The organism is Aneurinibacillus uraniidurans (genome assembly GCF_028471905.1).
GTDB lineage: Bacteria > Bacillota > Bacilli > Aneurinibacillales > Aneurinibacillaceae > Aneurinibacillus > Aneurinibacillus uraniidurans.
In genome coordinates this window covers 2,495,116-2,512,067 of the sequence record NZ_CP116902.1, presented here as the reverse complement: position 1 = coordinate 2,512,067, position 16,952 = coordinate 2,495,116, and the positions used below count along the sequence as shown (strand labels likewise).

Below are 16,952 nucleotides of genomic sequence, written 5' to 3'. Positions count from 1 at the left end.
CCTTCTCCCACTCCCCGCACAACGTTTTGATTTACAAAAAACATGCACGCCAGAACGTATTTGCTCGATCACCACTGACTTCTCCAGAGAAGGCTTCCTTATTTTTTACCTACATAGCAAAGCTAAGCATCTTGATATTGCTTGATGGTGTTTATCCAAAGCGTGTTAGGAGCGGGATCGGGTGGGGCAACGGAACACCTGTACGCGATCCCCAGCGGAAGGGGCTAGGTGAACGGGCTTTTGCCCACAATACTTCGATGCGAATACATCGTGGGCTCTCTTTTGTGGGCGAGTTTACCTAGCACCTGGAGCGGACAGCTCTTACTCCTTAGCGAGCGTACCAAAGTGACGAGGTCCCACCCGATCCCGCTCCTCCACCACACTTTGGAGAAACCACCATCCATCCATCAACGCGCAAGCGGCTGCTTCTTCTCATCCAGCGTAAAGCCTTCTCCGAACACTTCATGCACATCGTTAACAGTGATAAAGGCATGAGGGTCAGTTTTATGCACGATATTTTTAAACCGAACGAGCTCATTACGGCTGACCACACAGTATAACACTTCCTTATCAAGCCCTGTATAACCACCGCGCCCTTTTAGAAGGGTAGCGCCACGTCCCATTTCCTGCATAATTTTTTGCGAGATGTCCTCCGCATGATCAGAAACAATCATAATCGCTTTAGCGGCATACGCCCCTTCCTGAACAAAATCTACAACGCGTGCTGATAGGAAGAGTGCGACAAGCGTATACATTGCCAGATCGAGATTCAGGTAGTACAGCGATAACGAAATAACGCCAATATCAAAAATAAACATCGTTCGTCCAATGCTCCAGCCAAAATATTTATGAAACAATCGTGCGACAATGTCGACGCCGCCTGTCGTGCCGCCGAACCGGAATACGATGCCTAAGCCGATCCCGACGGTGACACCTGCATAAAGGGCGGCCAGAAGTTTATCGTTTTCAATCGGGTGGCGGAAGGGTGCGAAGGCGGTCAAAAATACAGAAACGGCGATCGTTCCAATAATGGTATAAATCGCTGTCTGACGCCCGAGAAGTTTCCAGCCGATGAACAGCAGGGGGATGTTTAGAAGCAAGTTCATTACACCCGGGTCCCAGTTCAATACATACTTGAGAAGGAGACAAATCCCGGTTATGCCGCCTTCCGATAGTCGATTTGCGATATTAAAGTAATTAATGCCAAAACCCATGATGGCAGAGCCGATCAGGATTGCTGTAATATTGCGAATATGGTAGTTCATGCATGTCCTCCCAGAATGTGTTCCATATCGCTTTTATTATAGCCATAAATTTGTCAATCTTCCACCTGTGCGGTAACATAGAAACTAAGAACAAATACGGAAGGAGGTACAAGTATGGCGCAGGAGAAACAGTCGATGACCATGCAGGAGATGCAGGCGGTGGTCGATCGCTATATCGGGCAATTTAAAGAAGGCTATTTCTCTCCGCTTGCCTTGATGGCACGTCTGACAGAAGAAGCAGGTGAGCTGGCGCGAGAAGTAAATCATTACTATGGAGAGAAACCGAAGCGCAAAGACGAAGCGGAGAATACAATTGATATGGAGCTTGCGGACTGTCTGTTTATTTTGATTTGTTTCGCCAACTCGTTAAACATTGATCTCGAAGAAGCGTTCCATGCGATGATGCATAAGTTTAATACGCGTGATAAAGACCGATGGACAAAAATCGATACGGCTGAAAACTAGTATACATATATCATAAGCTTGCTACAAAGTGTGGCGATGCAAGGGATTTACAATATAATTGGCGAAAAGAAATAACGCGAGAGAAAACGAGAAAGAGGGATTTGGAACATGACAAAAATTAAAGTTGCAGTAGCAGGACCGCGTGGCCGCATGGGGGCAGAAGCGGTAAAAATGATTATAAAAGATAGTGAGCATTTAGAGTTCGTGTGCGGGATTGACCCGAAATACAACGGGGGAGATGTTGGGGTGACCATCGGAATCGGAGAAATTGGGGCTCCTTTCGTCGCAGATCTTCGTGAGGCGCTTGCCGTACATAAACCAGACGTGCTCGTCGATCTGACAACGCCGCACGTTGTGAAGCAGAATATGCGAATTGCAATTGAGATGGGAGTTCGTCCGGTAGTAGGTACAACTGGATTTACGCCAGAGGATATTGAGGAACTGGACAAACTTTGTCATGCAAATAATGTGGGCGCGATCATCGCTCCGAACTTCGCAATTGGGGCGGTGCTGATGATGCGTTTCGCTCAGGAAGCAGCCAAATACATGCCGCATGTTGAAATCATTGAACAGCATCATGACCAGAAGCTGGATGCGCCATCTGGAACGGCTGTGAAAACGGCTGAGATGATTCAGGCCGTGCGTGAGGAGCTGCGCCAGGGTCACCCGGATGAGAAAGAAACGATTGATGGGGCACGCGGTGGCTACTATGGTGGCTTCCGTATCCATAGCGTACGTCTGCCAGGTCTAGTCGCACATCAGGAAGTAATTTTCGGTGCGGTTGGCCAGACACTGACGATTCGCCATGACTCGATTAACCGAGAATCATTTATGCCAGGCATTAATCTGTCTGTTAAGAAAGTTATGGAATATACCGGGCTCGTCTATGGGCTGGAAAACATTATGTTTTAGGAGAAACCTACCCGATGAATATTGCGCTCATTGCTCATGATAACAAGAAAAATGAGATGGTGAATTTTGCGATTGCCTACCGGAATGTACTGGCAGAACATACTGTATACGCAACCGGAACAACGGGCTCGCGCATTGCAGACGCGACTGGACTCACCATCCACCGTGTTTTATCTGGTCCGCTTGGAGGAGATCAGCAGATCGGGGCGCTTATTGCCCAGAACGAAATGGATCTGGTCATTTTTCTGCGCGACCCGCTGACGGCGCAGCCGCATGAACCGGATGTAACGGCACTTTTGCGCCTGTGTGATGTACATAGCATTCCGCTTGCGACAAATATTGCGACGGGCGAGATGCTTATTCATGCGCTCGAACGGGGGAATTTTGCATGGCGCGATATTGTGCACAAGTATAAAGGGGATGCACGAGCATGAATAATCAGCACCAGGAACCGCTCCATGCCCTCGCATTTGGCGCACATCCCGATGATGTGGAGATCGGCGCCGGAGGACTTCTACATAAATGGGCGAAAGAAGGAAAGAAAGTCGGCATTTGTGATCTGACATATGCCGAATTGTCATCAAACGGAACGCCAGAACGTAGACAGCAGGAAGCAGCGGAAGCAGCCCGTACGCTCGGGCTGCATGTCCGTTTAACACTTGGACTGCCAGATCGGGGGCTTGCGCTCGTACCGGAGCAAATCCGGGCGATTGCCCATGTTATCCGACTGTACCGACCGCGTGTTGTGCTTTCTCCATATTGGGAGGATCGTCATCCTGATCATGGCATGTGCAGCATGCTTGTACGGGAAGCGATCTTTAATGCACGCATCCGCAAATACGAAACAAACGAATCCGTATCGCTGCCGACTCATAAAGTCGAACATGATCTCGCTTATTTTATTAACGGTCAGACAGAGCCGCAGTTTTTGCTTGATATTAGTGAAGAGATGGAAGCGAAAATGTCTGCGCTTGGCGCGTACCGTTCGCAGTTTGAGATGGAAGAAGGTTCGGTGGCAACTCCGCTGACAACAGGCTATCTTGAGCGGGTACGGGCGCGTGAGTATGGGTTTGGGCAGAATGTAGGTGTGGCATACGCAGAAGGATACGTAAGCCGGACACCGCTGTTGCTTCCGAGCTTTTTGTAAACGGGGAAGGACGACAAACGATTATGAGAATTGGAATTACATGCTATCCGTCTGTAGGCGGCTCCGGTATTCTGGCAACCGAGCTTGGAAAACTGCTGGCTGAACGCGGACATATTGTGCATTTTATTACATCAGGGATGCCGTTCCGCCTCGGTAAGTATTACCGGAATATTTATTTTCATGAAGTAGATGTAAGCAGTTATTCGGTGTTTCAATACCCTCCTTATGACTTGACGCTGGCAAGTCGGATGGCAGAGGTGGCGAAGATGGAAAAGCTTGATCTTCTGCATGTACATTATGCGGTACCGCATGCGATCTCTGCGTATTTGGCCAAGCAAATGGTCGGCGATCAGTTAAAAGTGGTCACGACGTTGCATGGAACGGATATTACTGTGCTTGGATATGATCATACATTAAAAGATATGATCCGCTTTGGCATTGAGCATAGTGATGCGGTGACGGCTGTATCGAATAGTCTCATCAAGCAGACGCGGGAAGTTCTTCAGGTCGAGAAGCCGATTGATCTTGTGTACAACTTCATCGATAAGCGAGAATATTATCCGCGTGATATGTGTGAGGTGCGGAACGAGTATGCACCAAACGGGGAAAAAGTGTTCATTCATATTTCTAATTTCCGGTCGGTGAAGCGTCCTGAAGACGTGATTCATACGTTCCATCGCATCCGGAAGCGCATCCCGGCTAAGTTGTTGATGATTGGGGAAGGGCCAGAGCTGCCGGTCGTCCGTAATCTAAGTGATACACTTGGCTTACATGAAGACGTTATTTACCTGGGTAAGCAGGAAGATATCGCCTGTGTGCTATCCATGGCAGATGTGCTGCTGCTTCCGTCTGCGCAGGAAAGCTTCGGACTTGTTGCGCTGGAAGCGATGGCGTGCGGCAAGCCGGTCATTTCAAGTAATGCGGGCGGCCTTCCTGAAGTTGTGTTGGATGGAGAAACAGGCTTTGTGCTGCCGATAGGGGATGTAGATGGTATGGCGGCTCGGGCGATTCAGCTTGTATCTGATCCAGGTATGTATGAGAAGTTTGCTCGTCAGTCGATTGAGCGGGCGTATCATACATTCTGCCATACTACGATTACAGAGCAGTACGAAGCGATTTATCGACGGGTGCTGAAGCAGGACAACTCAGCGGGAGGCGTAAGCTGATGGACGAGCGAGTGCTCACAGCGGGGAAGCAGGTGCTGACAGCGCTTGAGAAAGCGGGATATACGGCATATTTTGTGGGCGGCTATGTGCGTGACACGATTTTAGGACGAGAGGTCCATGATCTCGATGTCGCCACGTCAGCGCACCCGGAAGACGTAATTCGCCTGTTTGCCCGTACGGTGCCAACTGGCATGCAGCATGGTACCGTTACGGTGCTAATTGATGATGTGCCCATTGAGGTAACCACATATCGGACCGAAAGCGGCTATGCCGATCACAGGAGACCGGATAGCGTAGCGTTTGTGGATCAGATTGAAGAAGATCTGGCCCGGCGGGATTTTACGGTGAATGCGATGGCGCTTGGGCTGCGTGGTGAAGTAATCGACCCGTTTGGCGGACAGGAGGATTTGCAACGCGGTGTAATTCGAGCAGTCGGACGTCCTGAGGAGCGGTTTGCAGAGGATGCGCTTCGTATGCTTCGTTGTATCCGGTTTGCTAGCCAGTTAGCGTTTGTGATTGATGAATCGACATTTAAAGCTGTATGTAAACAGGCGGAGACACTTCGTCATGTAGCAGTGGAGCGCATTCAGACAGAATGGAACAAGGCGCTTGCTGCTTCGGGTGCGTCTCGCGCCGTTCAGGATGTGCTTACGACAGGGCTTGCAGCACATATGCCGGGGATTGATGAGCTTTTGGTCACTTGTTCGACAGACTGGAAGCCTGTCGCGATTACGCGTCTGTCCGGGTTAGCCGAGCGCTGGGCGTATTTATTTTTGAGCGTAGAAAAAACAGAGCGAGTGTCTGCGGTGCTTCGGGCGCTGCGGTGTGAGAAAAAACTCATTCAGATGTGTGGATCGATCGTGCGCATTGCGCAGGTGCTGCGCACCCGCCCTGATCAGCGTGAGATTGGCAAGCTGCTTGTCGAAAACGGCCTTGCAGTCGTCGAGCGTGCCGCAACGGTCGCAGACGTATTGAATGGACAAGCCGTTCTAGTAGATGAAGTGCGCAGACAATATGAGCAGATGGCCATCCACACGCTGACCGAGCTTGCTGTAAGTGGAGCAGATCTGCAGCGAGAACTTGCCCGCAGGGGTGGACCGTGGATTCGAGAGACGCTCATGGCGCTTGCGGAAGAAGTAAACGAGGGACAGAGGTCAAATGAAAGAGCGGGACTTCTGATCCGGGCAAAGGAGATTGTGGATGTCAATACGTGAAAAAATGCTAGCGCTATTGAAACAGAGCGGGGATGCGTTTATTTCCGGAGAAGAGATTAGTAAACAGTTGGGCGTTTCGCGCACCGCTGTATGGAAGCATATCGAGGAGCTGCGTCAGGAAGGCTATGTATTTGAAGCGGTGCGTCGTGCAGGATATCGTCTGCTATCGACACCGGATGTGATGATTGCAGAAGAAATTAAAGTCGGGCTTGCCACACAAGTTTTCGGCCAGCATATTCATTACTATACTGAGATTGATTCCACGCAGAATCGGTGCCAGGAGCTGGCTAAAGAAGGAGCGCCTGAGGGAACGCTTGTTGTCGCAGACACCCAGACAGGTGGCAAGGGACGCCTCGGACGCGTGTGGCATTCACCGCCAGGTACAAGCATCTCGATGAGTTTGCTGTTACGCCCGGAGCTTGAACTGCAGCGCTGCCCACAGCTGACTCTTCTGGCGGCGGTAGCGATTGTCGAAGCGGTTCGTGCGACTTATGGGATTCCAGCTGAGATTAAGTGGCCGAACGATGTGCTCATAGATGGAAAAAAAATCTGCGGCATTTTGACAGAACTTAATGCCGAAGCGGACCGCATCAACTGGCTGATCATCGGGATGGGGATTAATGTAAATACGCTGCCGGAACAGTTTCCAGAAGATGTATTGGGAGTAGCAACATCGCTTCGTATCGTGAAAGGAGAACCGCTGCGTCGTGTGCCGCTCATTCAGGAGGTGCTGCGCCGTTTAGAAGAGTTGTACGATCTGTATATAGCTGAAGGGTTTGCGCCGATTCGCAAGCGCTGGGAAGCATGTGCCATTACAATCGGCAAGCGAGTTACCATTCGTACGCTGCACGGTTCGTTTACAGGTGTGGCGGAAGGTATTGATGATTCGGGCGTATTGCTGGTGCGAAAAGATGATGGTGAACTGACTAACGTGTACGCAGCGGATGTAGAAGTACACGCTTGAGTTGAACGCAAAAGCATTGCGGTTTATTTTGAAGTTGTTTTATAATGGGGATGTCAGGGCTGTATCATATGAACGGCACCAGGCATGCCTTTTTTTATTTTTGGAATCATTTATAAATACGTAATGCAAATCTGCTCTGAGCCGATAAGGACCGAGACAGAGGACAAGCATGCCCATGACGAATGTGGATATGATGCGTCTTCCTGTGCGGAAGGCGCTTTTTATATGGGTGCATGTTGACCTCCCTTCATCGCTCACATTGTACAAGGAGGAATGAATGAATGGCAAGCACAAAGCCTATAACAACGGCATCACTGAAAGAACAAAAAAAGAATGGTGAGAAGATCGTTATGCTGACAGCGTACGACTATCCGTCCGCGAAGATAGCAGAAGAAGCGGGGGTAGATATGATTCTAGTGGGTGACTCGCTTGGAATGGTCGTCCTCGGCTATGACTCGACGATTCCTGTTACACTTGATGACATGATTCATCATACGAAAGCGGTTACCCGTGGGGCTAGTCGGGCATTTGTTGTTACGGATCTCCCGTTTTTGACATACCACGGCACGATAGAAGAGACGCTGCGCAATGCGGGCCGCATCATGCAGGAAGGTCTGGCGAAAGCCGTTAAAATTGAAGGCGGTGCAGAGCTTGCACCACTCATTCGCCGCTGTACACAGGCAGGTATCCCGGTTGTTGGTCATATTGGATTAACGCCACAATCGGTTCATCAGCTTGGCGGCTATAAAGTACAGGGCAAAACACCAGAAGCTGCCCAAAAATTACTTGACGATGCGAAAGCGTTGGAAGAAGCAGGGGTGTTCGCACTTGTGATGGAATGCGTACCTGAGCAGCTTGCGACACTCATTTCGAAGCAGCTCTCTATTCCAACCATTGGGATTGGAGCGGGTGTGGGTTGTGATGGCCAGGTGCTTGTTTATCATGATATTCTCGGGTATGGTGGAGGCCATGTGCCGAAGTTTGTGAAGCGGTACGGTGAAGCAGGGGCCATCATACATCAGGCGATTGCACAGTATGCGCATGAAGTACGTACCCGGGCGTTTCCGGCAGCCGAGCATACATTTACGATCAAAGAAGAAGTGATTGAACAATTATACGGAGAAGGTGTCAAACAATGAGAACGGTCTCAACCATTCAGGAACTGCGCACAGCGCTGAAAAATATTCGCCCGAACAAAATCGGTTTCGTTCCGACGATGGGGTACTTGCATGAAGGTCATATCAGCCTTGTCAAAAAGGCACGAGAGACAGCTGATTTTGTGGTGATGAGTATTTTTGTAAATCCGCTTCAATTTGGTCCGAATGAAGATCTTGACAGTTATCCGCGCGATTTAGAGCGTGACAGCCAGCTGGCAGCCGAGGCAGGTGTGGATTTGTTGTTCTTCCCGTCGGTTGAAGAGATGTATCCGACAGGGAGCCGCACGATCGTATCCGTGCACGAGATTACGGATGCGCTGTGCGGAGCTTCTCGCCCTGGGCACTTTGATGGTGTGGCAACGGTTGTGATGAAGTTGTTGAACATTGTAAATCCGGATTATGCATTTTTCGGTATGAAAGATGCACAGCAAGTTGCGGTTATTATGCAGATGGTACGTGATCTCAATATGCAGGTGGAAGTGATTCCGTGTCCGATTGTGCGGGAAGCAGATGGATTAGCCTTAAGCTCACGTAATGTATATCTCTCGGAAGAAGCACGCACGCAGGCGCTTGTATTGTCCCGTGCTCTTACAGAAGCACGACAATTGCTTGCAGACGGTGAACGTAATACAGCGGTATTGCGTCAGGCGATGGAGGCGGTAATTAGCACAAGCTCGCTTGCTGAAATTGATTATATCGAGCTGCGGACGTATCCGGATTTGCAGCTTACGGATGAACTCGAAGGCACCTGTCTAATTGCGCTGGCGGTCCGGTTTGGAACTACCCGTCTCATTGATAACATACTGGTTGAGGTTGCGAAGGAGGAAAGCGTATGTTCCGTACGATGATGAAATCTAAAATTCACCGTGCTACTGTTACAGAGGCAAATTTAAACTATGTAGGTAGTATTACGATTGACCGTGATATTATGGATGCGGTTGACATTTTGCCGAATGAGAAAGTGCAGATCGTGAACAACAACAATGGTGCTCGCCTGGAAACGTATGTAATCGAAGGCGAACGCGGCAGTGGCGTGATCTGTCTGAATGGTGCAGCGGCCCGTCTTGTACAGCCAGGTGATATTGTGATTATCATTGCATACGCGATGATGACGGATGTGGATGCTCGCGCGTATAAGCCGAAAGTAGCGATCATGGATGAAAATAATCGAATTTCTCAGATGATCGGTGAAGAAATTCATGCGACTGTGCTGTAAGTAAATACGTTCTACGAAGAGGGGCTGTCTAAATGGGACAGTCCCTTTTGCTTATAAGCGCATACCTTCTCTTCTAGGAGACACACTGAAAGTATTCACAAGTGAATGCGAAAGGTGGTATCTGTATGCTGCTTACCCATTATTTTTCTACGCTAATCGAACAGCTTGTCAAAATTGAAGGAGCGATGAAACAAGCAAACTCCGAGTGCAGACAGGCGCTGTATTTAGAAGTATTACATTTGCGTGCGGCAAGTGACCGGATTGTGGAGGAATGGCTCCGGTTTGAGGAGAAGTTGGTCGGTGTGCAGCGGGCTTTTGAACAGGAGGAAAACGAGGAAGTGTACTTTGCATCGGGTGAAGCAGGAGCAATCGATGAGAGAGAGTCTCCTTCTAGCTCACATAGCGAAATTTATTTGTCTCGTCCACTTGCTATGCGGTTTCGCCAGGGACAGGGGTATTTTACATTGTCGATGTATGAGCAGGCTGTACAGTCGTTTGCTGGTGTAGTCGAGGAGGCGCCTGATATGGAGATAGCACGTCTGTATCTTGCCTTTGGCTTTTGGTTGTCTCGTCATCAGGATGTGGCAGCTGCGCAGTTCCGCCTGTTACTCCAGACGAGCAGTCATGCTTTTATTCAAGCGGCTTCCGCAAGTGCGCTCGGTTGTATGGCCGCATTGGATGGGCAAATCGAGCAAAGTCTTGTGCTGTTCGAGCAGGCGTTGGCAACGTATCCGGCTTTTGCAGATGCCCGGTATAATTATGCCCTTGTACTGGCCCACGCTGGTCGTTTCCGGGATGCAGTAGAAGCAGCGAAACCATTGCTTGATGAAGCTGATCCGGATGCGGATGTTCTCCTGCTTCTTGCGACTTGTTATGTGGAAGAGAAGCAGCCGGATCGTGCGGCTGAGCTGCTTGGTTTGGCTGAGTCGCTTACACTTGCGGCAGACCAGCAGGATGATATTGCCCATATGTATGAACAGCTGCATCGGTATACGGATGCGGTGCGCTGCTATCGGGAACTTCTTACAAGACGACGGGATGACGCCGATGTATGGCACGGGCTTGGCTGGTCGCTCTGGCAGGAGAAGCGTGAGGTACAGGCTGCCCTGTATTTACAGTATGCGCTTACACTTGCGCCTAAGCGGCCAGATTATGCTTGTTCGTATGCATGGGTTTTACTTGAGAATGGAGATTACGAACGGGCCGACCGTATTTTTCAGCGGATTGAGCAGGAGTATGCCTATCCACTCGCACGGGCCGGACGCATCGAGCTGTTATTGCGGGCGCACCGGATGAAGGAGGCGCTTGCAATGAGTGAAGCATTGCTTGAACACGAAGACGAGGATGTGCGTTCGCTTGGACATTATCATCTTGGTCGCATTGCGCTTGCCGAAGGACGGGGGGCGGATGCGCTGCGTCATTTTACCGCCAGCAAAGAGAGCGGGATGATTCCAGAGAGTGAATTGTATGCTGGATTTGTTCATTATACAAGCGGAAAACAGCAGGAAGCATGGCAATTTTGGTCATAAGAGGCAAGTTTCCTGCTTCTTTTTATTGCACTTCTGCTTTAAGTAATAGAAAATAATAAGGGAACAAGAGGTAGAGGTGAAACGTTTGAATACTTTTGCGGTGGTCGATTTTGAAACGACAGGTAATCGTCCGAAAGAAGGAGATCGAATTATTCAGATCGGGGCGGTACTTGTACGAGACGGCGAGATTGTCGACCGGTTTGCTTCGCTTGTCAATCCGGAAGTGACCATTTCTCCTTTTATTGAAAAGCTGACAGGAATTACAGATGAGATGGTGGCAGATGCACCGCGTATCGAAGACGTGCTTCCACAGCTGTTAAAAATGCTTGATGGGGCGGTGTTTGTCGCCCATAATGTTTTCTTCGATCTTTCCTTTCTACAGAATGCATTGGCCGATGCAGGCTATCGTTCATTCACAGGCCCTTTACTCGATACCGTCGAGCTCTCTCGGCTTTTGCTGCCGGCACAAGAGGGATATCGGCTGTCCGACTTGGCGGTGGGTCTTGATATTATGCACGATCGACCTCATCAGGCGGATTCTGATGCGGAAGCAACGGCGTATATTTTGCTACATTTACTTAAAAAACTCAGAAGCTTGCCACTTCTAACCATTCAGCGGCTCCGTCAGATGAGTCGATCTTTCCATTCAGATATCGAGAGTTTGCTTGCTGATGTAGAGCAGGCCAAAGTGAGAGCGGGAGAATATGAACCAGGGGAGATGCTGGAAGCCGTTCATCAGATTTGTCTGAAGCGCAGACTGGGGACCGAGCGCCTAACGGATAGTCCGCTTGCCTTAGATGGTGATTTTCTTTCGTTTGTGGATGGATTGTTTGGGGAAGATGGAGCACTTGCTGCGTACATGCCCGGATTCGAACTGCGTCCGGCACAGGTGACGATGATGAAACAAGTGTATGAATCGTTTGAATCAGGGCGGCATCTGCTTGTTGAAGCGGGCACGGGTACAGGAAAATCACTGGCGTATTTAATCCCTGCTGTATACTGGGCGAAACAGCAGCAGGAAAAAGTCGTTATCTCTACGCATACGATTCAGTTGCAAGAACAGATGTATGACCGGGATTTGCCGATTTTGACAGCGATTTTTGGCGAGGATGCACCACGCATCTCGGTGCTCAAAGGGCGGAACAACTACGTATGTATGCGCAAATTTGCACACAGCCTAGAGGAGACGCAAGATAATTATGACGTGCAGCTAAGTAAATCGCAGATGCTTGTATGGCTGACAGAGACGGAAACCGGGGATGCGGAGGGAATTAGCCTGCCATCTGGTGGGCAAGTGTACTGGAAGCAGGTGCAGAGCGATTCGAACTCGTGTTTGAACCGCCAGTGCCAATGGTTTTCCCGTTGCTATTATCATCAGGCACGGCGACGGGCTCAGCAGGCTGAGGTTATCGTTACGAATCACTCGTTGTTGTTTACAGATATGCACGCTGAGCACCGGATTTTGCCGGCGTATGGGTATGCTGTGATTGATGAGGCCCATCATTTTGAAGAAGTGGCAAGCCATCATCTTGGGGACATGGTATCTTCCTATCAGGTAGAGGGCATGCTTGCCCGCCTCCATCCTGATAAAGGAGTGGGCCTGCTTGAAGAAGTGGAGATAGCGGTTCAAGCGTGGGATCAAGGAAGTTATGAAGAAAGCAAACATGCGATTGAGACGGCATACCAGCTTGTGCGTGAAGCAAAGGATACGATGCGTGAGATGTATCAGATGCTGTACCAGTGGTCGTATCAGCGTGCCAGAGAAGCGGAGGAAGTCGGTCATACGGTTATGCGCTACAAGCCGGATGATTTGAATAGCCGCTTTGGACGCGCTGCTGTATCGGCGGTGCGCAACGGCGTCGATATGCTGCTTGATGTCGGGCGTAAGCTAGAACTGATTTATGCCGGGATTCATGGCGATGATGCGCCGTCTGACATGCGCGGGCTGCTGACAGACCTGGGCGGTGTATGCAAAGACTGCCAGTCGTATGCAGAACTGCTGCACAATATGGTATTGCAGAACGATGACGAGTATGTATACTGGATTGAACTGGATGTGCGCAGCAGTACCCGACGCGGCATATATTTGCACCGCGTACCGATTGATGTATCCGGCACGCTGCGTGAACTGTTTTTTGATAAAAAGGAAAGTGTTGTGTTAACATCCGCTACTTTGAGCGTTCAGTCATCGTTTCGTTATGCGTCAGATCGGCTCGGGCTTGCGGACTTGCTGGCAGAAGGCAGCATGGACACAGCTATGCTTGCTTCTCCTTTTCATTATAAAGAGCAGACACTTGTTTGTATTCCAAGCGATATTCCAAGCATCAAAGGTTCGTCAGAAGCACAGTTTGTCCAGGCGCTGATTGACTCGCTTGCACAAGTAGCTATTACGACACGCGGGCGGATGCTTGTACTATTTACATCGTATTCGATGCTAAAGGTCGTGTACGAACCGCTTAAGGAACGGCTCAAAGAAGCTGACATTAGTGTGCTTGGCCACGGGGTCGATGGAGGAAGTCGAACGAAGCTGACAAAGCAGTTCCGAACGCTTGAGGCGTGTGTGCTGCTCGGTACAAGTAGCTTCTGGGAAGGTATCGATATTCCAGGAGAGGACCTGTCCTGTGTGGCGATCGTTCGCCTGCCGTTCGTGCCGCCTAATCACCCGCTCACGGAAGCACGCAATCAGCAGCTTGAGGCAGAGCGGAAAAATGCTTTTATGCAGCTTTCAGTTCCGCAAGCTGTTATTCGTTTCAAACAAGGATTTGGGCGTCTGATTCGTACGAGTACTGACCGTGGTGTCGTACTGGTGTATGACCGCCGCATTGTTGAGGCACGCTACGGGCGGCTGTTCCTACAGTCACTTCCGGAAACGACCGTATTAACGAAACCCACCACAGAACTGCTTGATGATATTGCAGATTGGCTGGACAAACCGTAATCTGGCCACTACATAGGGAAAAGGAACGCGGTAAGAAGGAGAGGACGTAAGGTGAAAGTTCCGAGAATTTCGGAAGCCGTCGTACGGCGGCTTCCCGTATACTTGCGCTATTTAGATAGCTTGCAGGACCTGCATGTACGAACGGTTTCTTCCCAGCAGCTCGGGGAAGCACTTGACTTGAATCCGGCGCAGATTCGTAAAGATCTTGCCTGTTTCGGGGAATTTGGCCGCAAAGGGATCGGCTATGAAGTGAATTATCTGATCGAAAAAATTAAAAGCATCCTAAAGCTTGATCAAAAAATTAATGTCGTGCTAATTGGAGCCGGTCATCTTGGCCATGCGATTAGTAATTATAATGCCTATCTAAAAGATAACATGCGCATCACGGCGATTTTTGATGCCGATCCCAACAAAGTCGGTAAAAAAATCGCTGGACTGACCATTCAGGCGTTATCTACGCTTCCGGAAACGGTCAAAGAGATGAACATTCGCATCGCCATTATCGCGGTGCCAGCAGAAGCTGCACAGAACGTAGCGGATGAATTGATGCGGTGCGGCATAACTGGCATTCTAAATTTCGCCCCCGTAAACCTTAGAGTGATCGAAGGGGTTCGCGTGCACGATGCAGATGTCACGATGGAGCTGCACAGTCTTGCCTATTATTTGTAGGCAGATACAACAGGAGGACTTTATGAAAAAAATTATCATTCATGCGACAGTGTTGACGGTTAATGAAAAAAATGACGTAGTATATGACGGAGCTATTGCGTTTGAGAATGGCCGGATTACGTACGTCGGACCAACGCCGGACAATTTGTCTGACTACGAAGAAGTTATCGATGCAAAAGGCCGAATCGTTATGCCGGGCCTTGTAAACACACACGGCCATACAGCGATGTCTCTGCTGCGCGGCTATGCGGACGATCTGCCGCTGCAAGAATGGCTGGAGACTAAAATGTGGCCGCTCGAAGCGCAGTTCACAGCAGAACATGTACGCTGGGGCACATCCTTGTCAATCGTAGAAATGCTAAAAACAGGCACGACAACGTTTGTTGATATGTATGATCATATGGATACCGTTGCTGAGCTTGTAGCCGAATCTGGTATGCGTGCCCGTCTGTGCCGTGGTGTAATCGGGCTGTGCCCGCCGGATGTGCAAACGCAAAAGCTCGAAGAGGCAAGCGCATTTGCTGCGAAATGGAACGGAGCTGCTGGTGGTCGAATCACGACGATGATGTCGCCGCATGGGGCGTATACATGCCCGCCAGATTATATTGAACGCATTGTAGCCCGTGCGTATGAACTTGATCTGCCGCTTCATATTCATATGTCTGAAACAGAATGGGAAGTGCAGCAAAATGTGAACGATTACGGCTCGCGTCCAGTTGAGCATCTGGAGAAGCTTGGCGTATTCAATCGTCCAACACTCGTTGCGCATGCTGTGCATTTGACGGATGAAGAGCTTGACATTATGCAGAAATATGATGTGAAAGTATCCCATAATCCAATCAGCAATCTCAAATTGGGCAGCGGGGTAGCCCGTGTACCAGAAATGCTTGAAAAAGGCATTTGTGTATCACTTGGAACAGACAGCTCAGCAAGCAACAATAACCTCGATCTGTTTGAAGAAATGAAAATGGTAGCACTCCTGCACAAAGGTGTACGCAAGGACCCGGTAGCTGTTCCAGCGACAGAGGCGCTGCGCATGGCGACGATTTGCGGCGCAGAAGCAATCTTTATGGAAGATCGCATCGGTTCACTGGAAGTGGGGAAAGAGGCTGACTTTATTGTGATCGATTCGAAGCAAGTGTTTTTCCAGCCAGCGCATGATCCGATCTCTCACGTCGTCTATGCGGCCAGCGGACGCGATGTGAAAGACGTATACGTGCAGGGTGTACAAGTGGTGAAGGATGGCCAGTGTCTGACCATGGATGAAACTGCTGTAATCGAGAATGCGAATCGCATGTTTGCAACGCTTGAAAAGAAATAAAAAGCCCTGCCCAATCGTGCGGCAGGGAATGTCGGGTAGGTAGGGGAATGAAATCAGAATAAAATGCTCTTAACCGGGTTCTTCAAGTGTAACCCAGGCATGAAGGTTTGGCTGGCGGAAAGCGGCAAACGAACGATCTTCTCGTCCGCTACGAAATGGCGACGATAGCATCATCCAGGACGGCGTCCATTGTTCACTTACCAGCTTGCGTACGTCTTCCGGCAGCTCATTCATCCACTGCGCAAGGTGCGGTTGCTGCACACGCTCACCTCCTCCTGCGCTTGACTTTAGTATCTCCGTGCAGCAGGGGCGTATGTTTAGCATTTTCTGATCTTCCCCCCATCAATCTGCCATACATAACAACGGAGCGATCTCAAAAGCCATACTGTGGCGAATGAGGCCGCTCCTTTTTGCATTTGAAGAGCTGGGATGGATCGATCTGTCCAACGTGCAGTGGAGGAGCGGGGAAGGGAGGCATCTGTCACTTCGGTACGCTTGGCAGGGATGTATGAACTGTCCGCTCCAGGGCCCCGGTGCACTCGCCCACAAAAGGGCGATGAAGATATTTCGTAGAAGAATTGTGGGCAAAAGCCCGTGCACCAGAACCCTTCCGCTGAGCAACGCGCGTACAGGCGTTCCGAGCTGCCTCCCTTCTCCGCTCAGTTCATCCGTCACTCATCAAGCACTGATTTTAGTACGGCTTTGCCGTACACTCTAAGTTTTGTTTTTGTGAATCGAAACATTGTTGGGAGGGAGAGAAGAGAGAAGCAAGAGAGCGTCTGTACGCTTTTCCCCCAGCGGAAGGAGATCGGCCAACGAGCCTTTGCCCGCAATCCTTCCATGAAAAAACATCCTGTGCTTTTCTTTGCGGGCACGTTCGCTGGGCTCCTGAAGCGGCCAGTCCATACATCCCTGCCAAGCGTACCCGAGCGAACGGCTTCTCTCTTCTCTCCTTCCCCCACCAAAGTTACGCCATTCCACAAAACACA

17 protein-coding genes are annotated in these 16,952 nt (G+C 49.9%); 14 read left to right on the top strand and 3 right to left on the bottom strand.

Features of this window, described 5'->3' with window-relative positions:
• Positions 1-407 precede the first annotated feature (407 nt).
• A complete protein-coding gene (locus PO771_RS12480; protein WP_272560010.1) occupies positions 408-1,265 on the bottom strand; it encodes a YitT family protein in 858 nt (285 codons plus the stop codon).
• Between the two features lie 114 nt (positions 1,266-1,379).
• Between PO771_RS12480 and PO771_RS12475 the strand changes: the two genes are divergently transcribed.
• The 14 genes from PO771_RS12475 (at position 1,380) to PO771_RS12410 (ending at position 15,963) form a co-directional block, all read left to right on the top strand.
• Positions 1,380-1,730, top strand: a complete 351-nt coding sequence (locus tag PO771_RS12475; protein WP_272560009.1) for a nucleotide pyrophosphohydrolase — start codon at positions 1,380-1,382, stop codon at positions 1,728-1,730.
• A 108-nt stretch (positions 1,731-1,838) separates the two neighbouring features.
• Positions 1,839-2,642, top strand: coding sequence for a 4-hydroxy-tetrahydrodipicolinate reductase (gene dapB / locus PO771_RS12470; RefSeq protein ID WP_272560008.1), 804 nt, complete (start codon positions 1,839-1,841; stop codon positions 2,640-2,642).
• 14 nt (positions 2,643-2,656) lie between these two features.
• On the top strand, positions 2,657-3,076 hold the full coding sequence (locus tag PO771_RS12465) for a methylglyoxal synthase (RefSeq protein ID WP_272560007.1): 420 nt from the start codon (positions 2,657-2,659) through the stop codon (positions 3,074-3,076).
• The gene (bshB1, locus tag PO771_RS12460; RefSeq protein WP_272560006.1) at positions 3,073-3,789 is read left to right on the top strand and encodes a bacillithiol biosynthesis deacetylase BshB1; all 717 of its coding nucleotides are present in this window, start codon (positions 3,073-3,075) and stop codon (positions 3,787-3,789) included. Before PO771_RS12465 ends, bshB1 begins: the two co-directional genes overlap by 4 nt.
• A gap of 23 nt (positions 3,790-3,812) precedes the next feature.
• The gene (bshA, locus tag PO771_RS12455; RefSeq protein WP_272560005.1) at positions 3,813-4,955 is read left to right on the top strand and encodes an N-acetyl-alpha-D-glucosaminyl L-malate synthase BshA; all 1,143 of its coding nucleotides are present in this window, start codon (positions 3,813-3,815) and stop codon (positions 4,953-4,955) included.
• Positions 4,955-6,169, top strand: coding sequence for a CCA tRNA nucleotidyltransferase (locus PO771_RS12450; RefSeq protein WP_272560004.1), 1,215 nt, complete (start codon positions 4,955-4,957; stop codon positions 6,167-6,169). The genes bshA and PO771_RS12450 overlap by 1 nt, the downstream gene beginning before the upstream one ends.
• Entirely contained in the window at positions 6,156-7,133 is a 978-nt protein-coding gene (locus tag PO771_RS12445) for a biotin--[acetyl-CoA-carboxylase] ligase (protein ID WP_272560002.1), read from the top strand. Before PO771_RS12450 ends, PO771_RS12445 begins: the two co-directional genes overlap by 14 nt.
• 281 nt (positions 7,134-7,414) lie before the next feature.
• The gene (gene panB, locus PO771_RS12440; protein WP_272560001.1) at positions 7,415-8,272 is read left to right on the top strand and encodes a 3-methyl-2-oxobutanoate hydroxymethyltransferase; all 858 of its coding nucleotides are present in this window, start codon (positions 7,415-7,417) and stop codon (positions 8,270-8,272) included.
• A complete protein-coding gene (gene panC, locus PO771_RS12435; RefSeq protein ID WP_272560000.1) occupies positions 8,269-9,138 on the top strand; it encodes a pantoate--beta-alanine ligase in 870 nt (289 codons plus the stop codon). The genes panB and panC overlap by 4 nt, the downstream gene beginning before the upstream one ends.
• On the top strand, positions 9,123-9,506 hold the full coding sequence (panD, locus tag PO771_RS12430; RefSeq protein ID WP_272559999.1) for an aspartate 1-decarboxylase: 384 nt from the start codon (positions 9,123-9,125) through the stop codon (positions 9,504-9,506). Before panC ends, panD begins: the two co-directional genes overlap by 16 nt.
• Positions 9,507-9,631: 125 nt before the next feature.
• Positions 9,632-11,035: a tetratricopeptide repeat protein gene (locus tag PO771_RS12425; RefSeq protein ID WP_272559997.1), complete on the top strand. Its 1,404-nt coding sequence runs from the start codon at positions 9,632-9,634 to the stop codon at positions 11,033-11,035.
• 76 nt (positions 11,036-11,111) lie between these two features.
• Complete coding sequence (gene dinG, locus PO771_RS12420) at positions 11,112-13,973, top strand: ATP-dependent DNA helicase DinG (RefSeq protein WP_272559996.1); 2,862 nt, start codon at positions 11,112-11,114, stop codon at positions 13,971-13,973.
• 12 nt (positions 13,974-13,985) lie between these two features.
• Positions 13,986-14,642 carry a redox-sensing transcriptional repressor Rex gene (locus PO771_RS12415; RefSeq protein ID WP_272563159.1) on the top strand — a complete coding sequence of 219 codons (657 nt, stop codon included), beginning with the start codon at positions 13,986-13,988 and terminating at the stop codon, positions 14,640-14,642.
• 22 nt (positions 14,643-14,664) lie between these two features.
• Positions 14,665-15,963, top strand: coding sequence for an amidohydrolase family protein (locus tag PO771_RS12410; protein ID WP_272559995.1), 1,299 nt, complete (start codon positions 14,665-14,667; stop codon positions 15,961-15,963).
• A gap of 69 nt (positions 15,964-16,032) precedes the next feature.
• Here PO771_RS12410 and PO771_RS12405 read toward each other — a convergent pair whose 3' ends face one another.
• The gene (locus PO771_RS12405; RefSeq protein ID WP_272559994.1) at positions 16,033-16,224 is read right to left on the bottom strand and encodes a hypothetical protein; all 192 of its coding nucleotides are present in this window, start codon (positions 16,222-16,224) and stop codon (positions 16,033-16,035) included.
• A gap of 410 nt (positions 16,225-16,634) precedes the next feature.
• Positions 16,635-16,805 (bottom strand): hypothetical protein, encoded by a 171-nt coding sequence (locus PO771_RS12400; RefSeq protein ID WP_272559993.1) that lies wholly within the window; start codon positions 16,803-16,805, stop codon positions 16,635-16,637.
• Between the last annotated feature and the right edge of the window lie 147 nt (positions 16,806-16,952).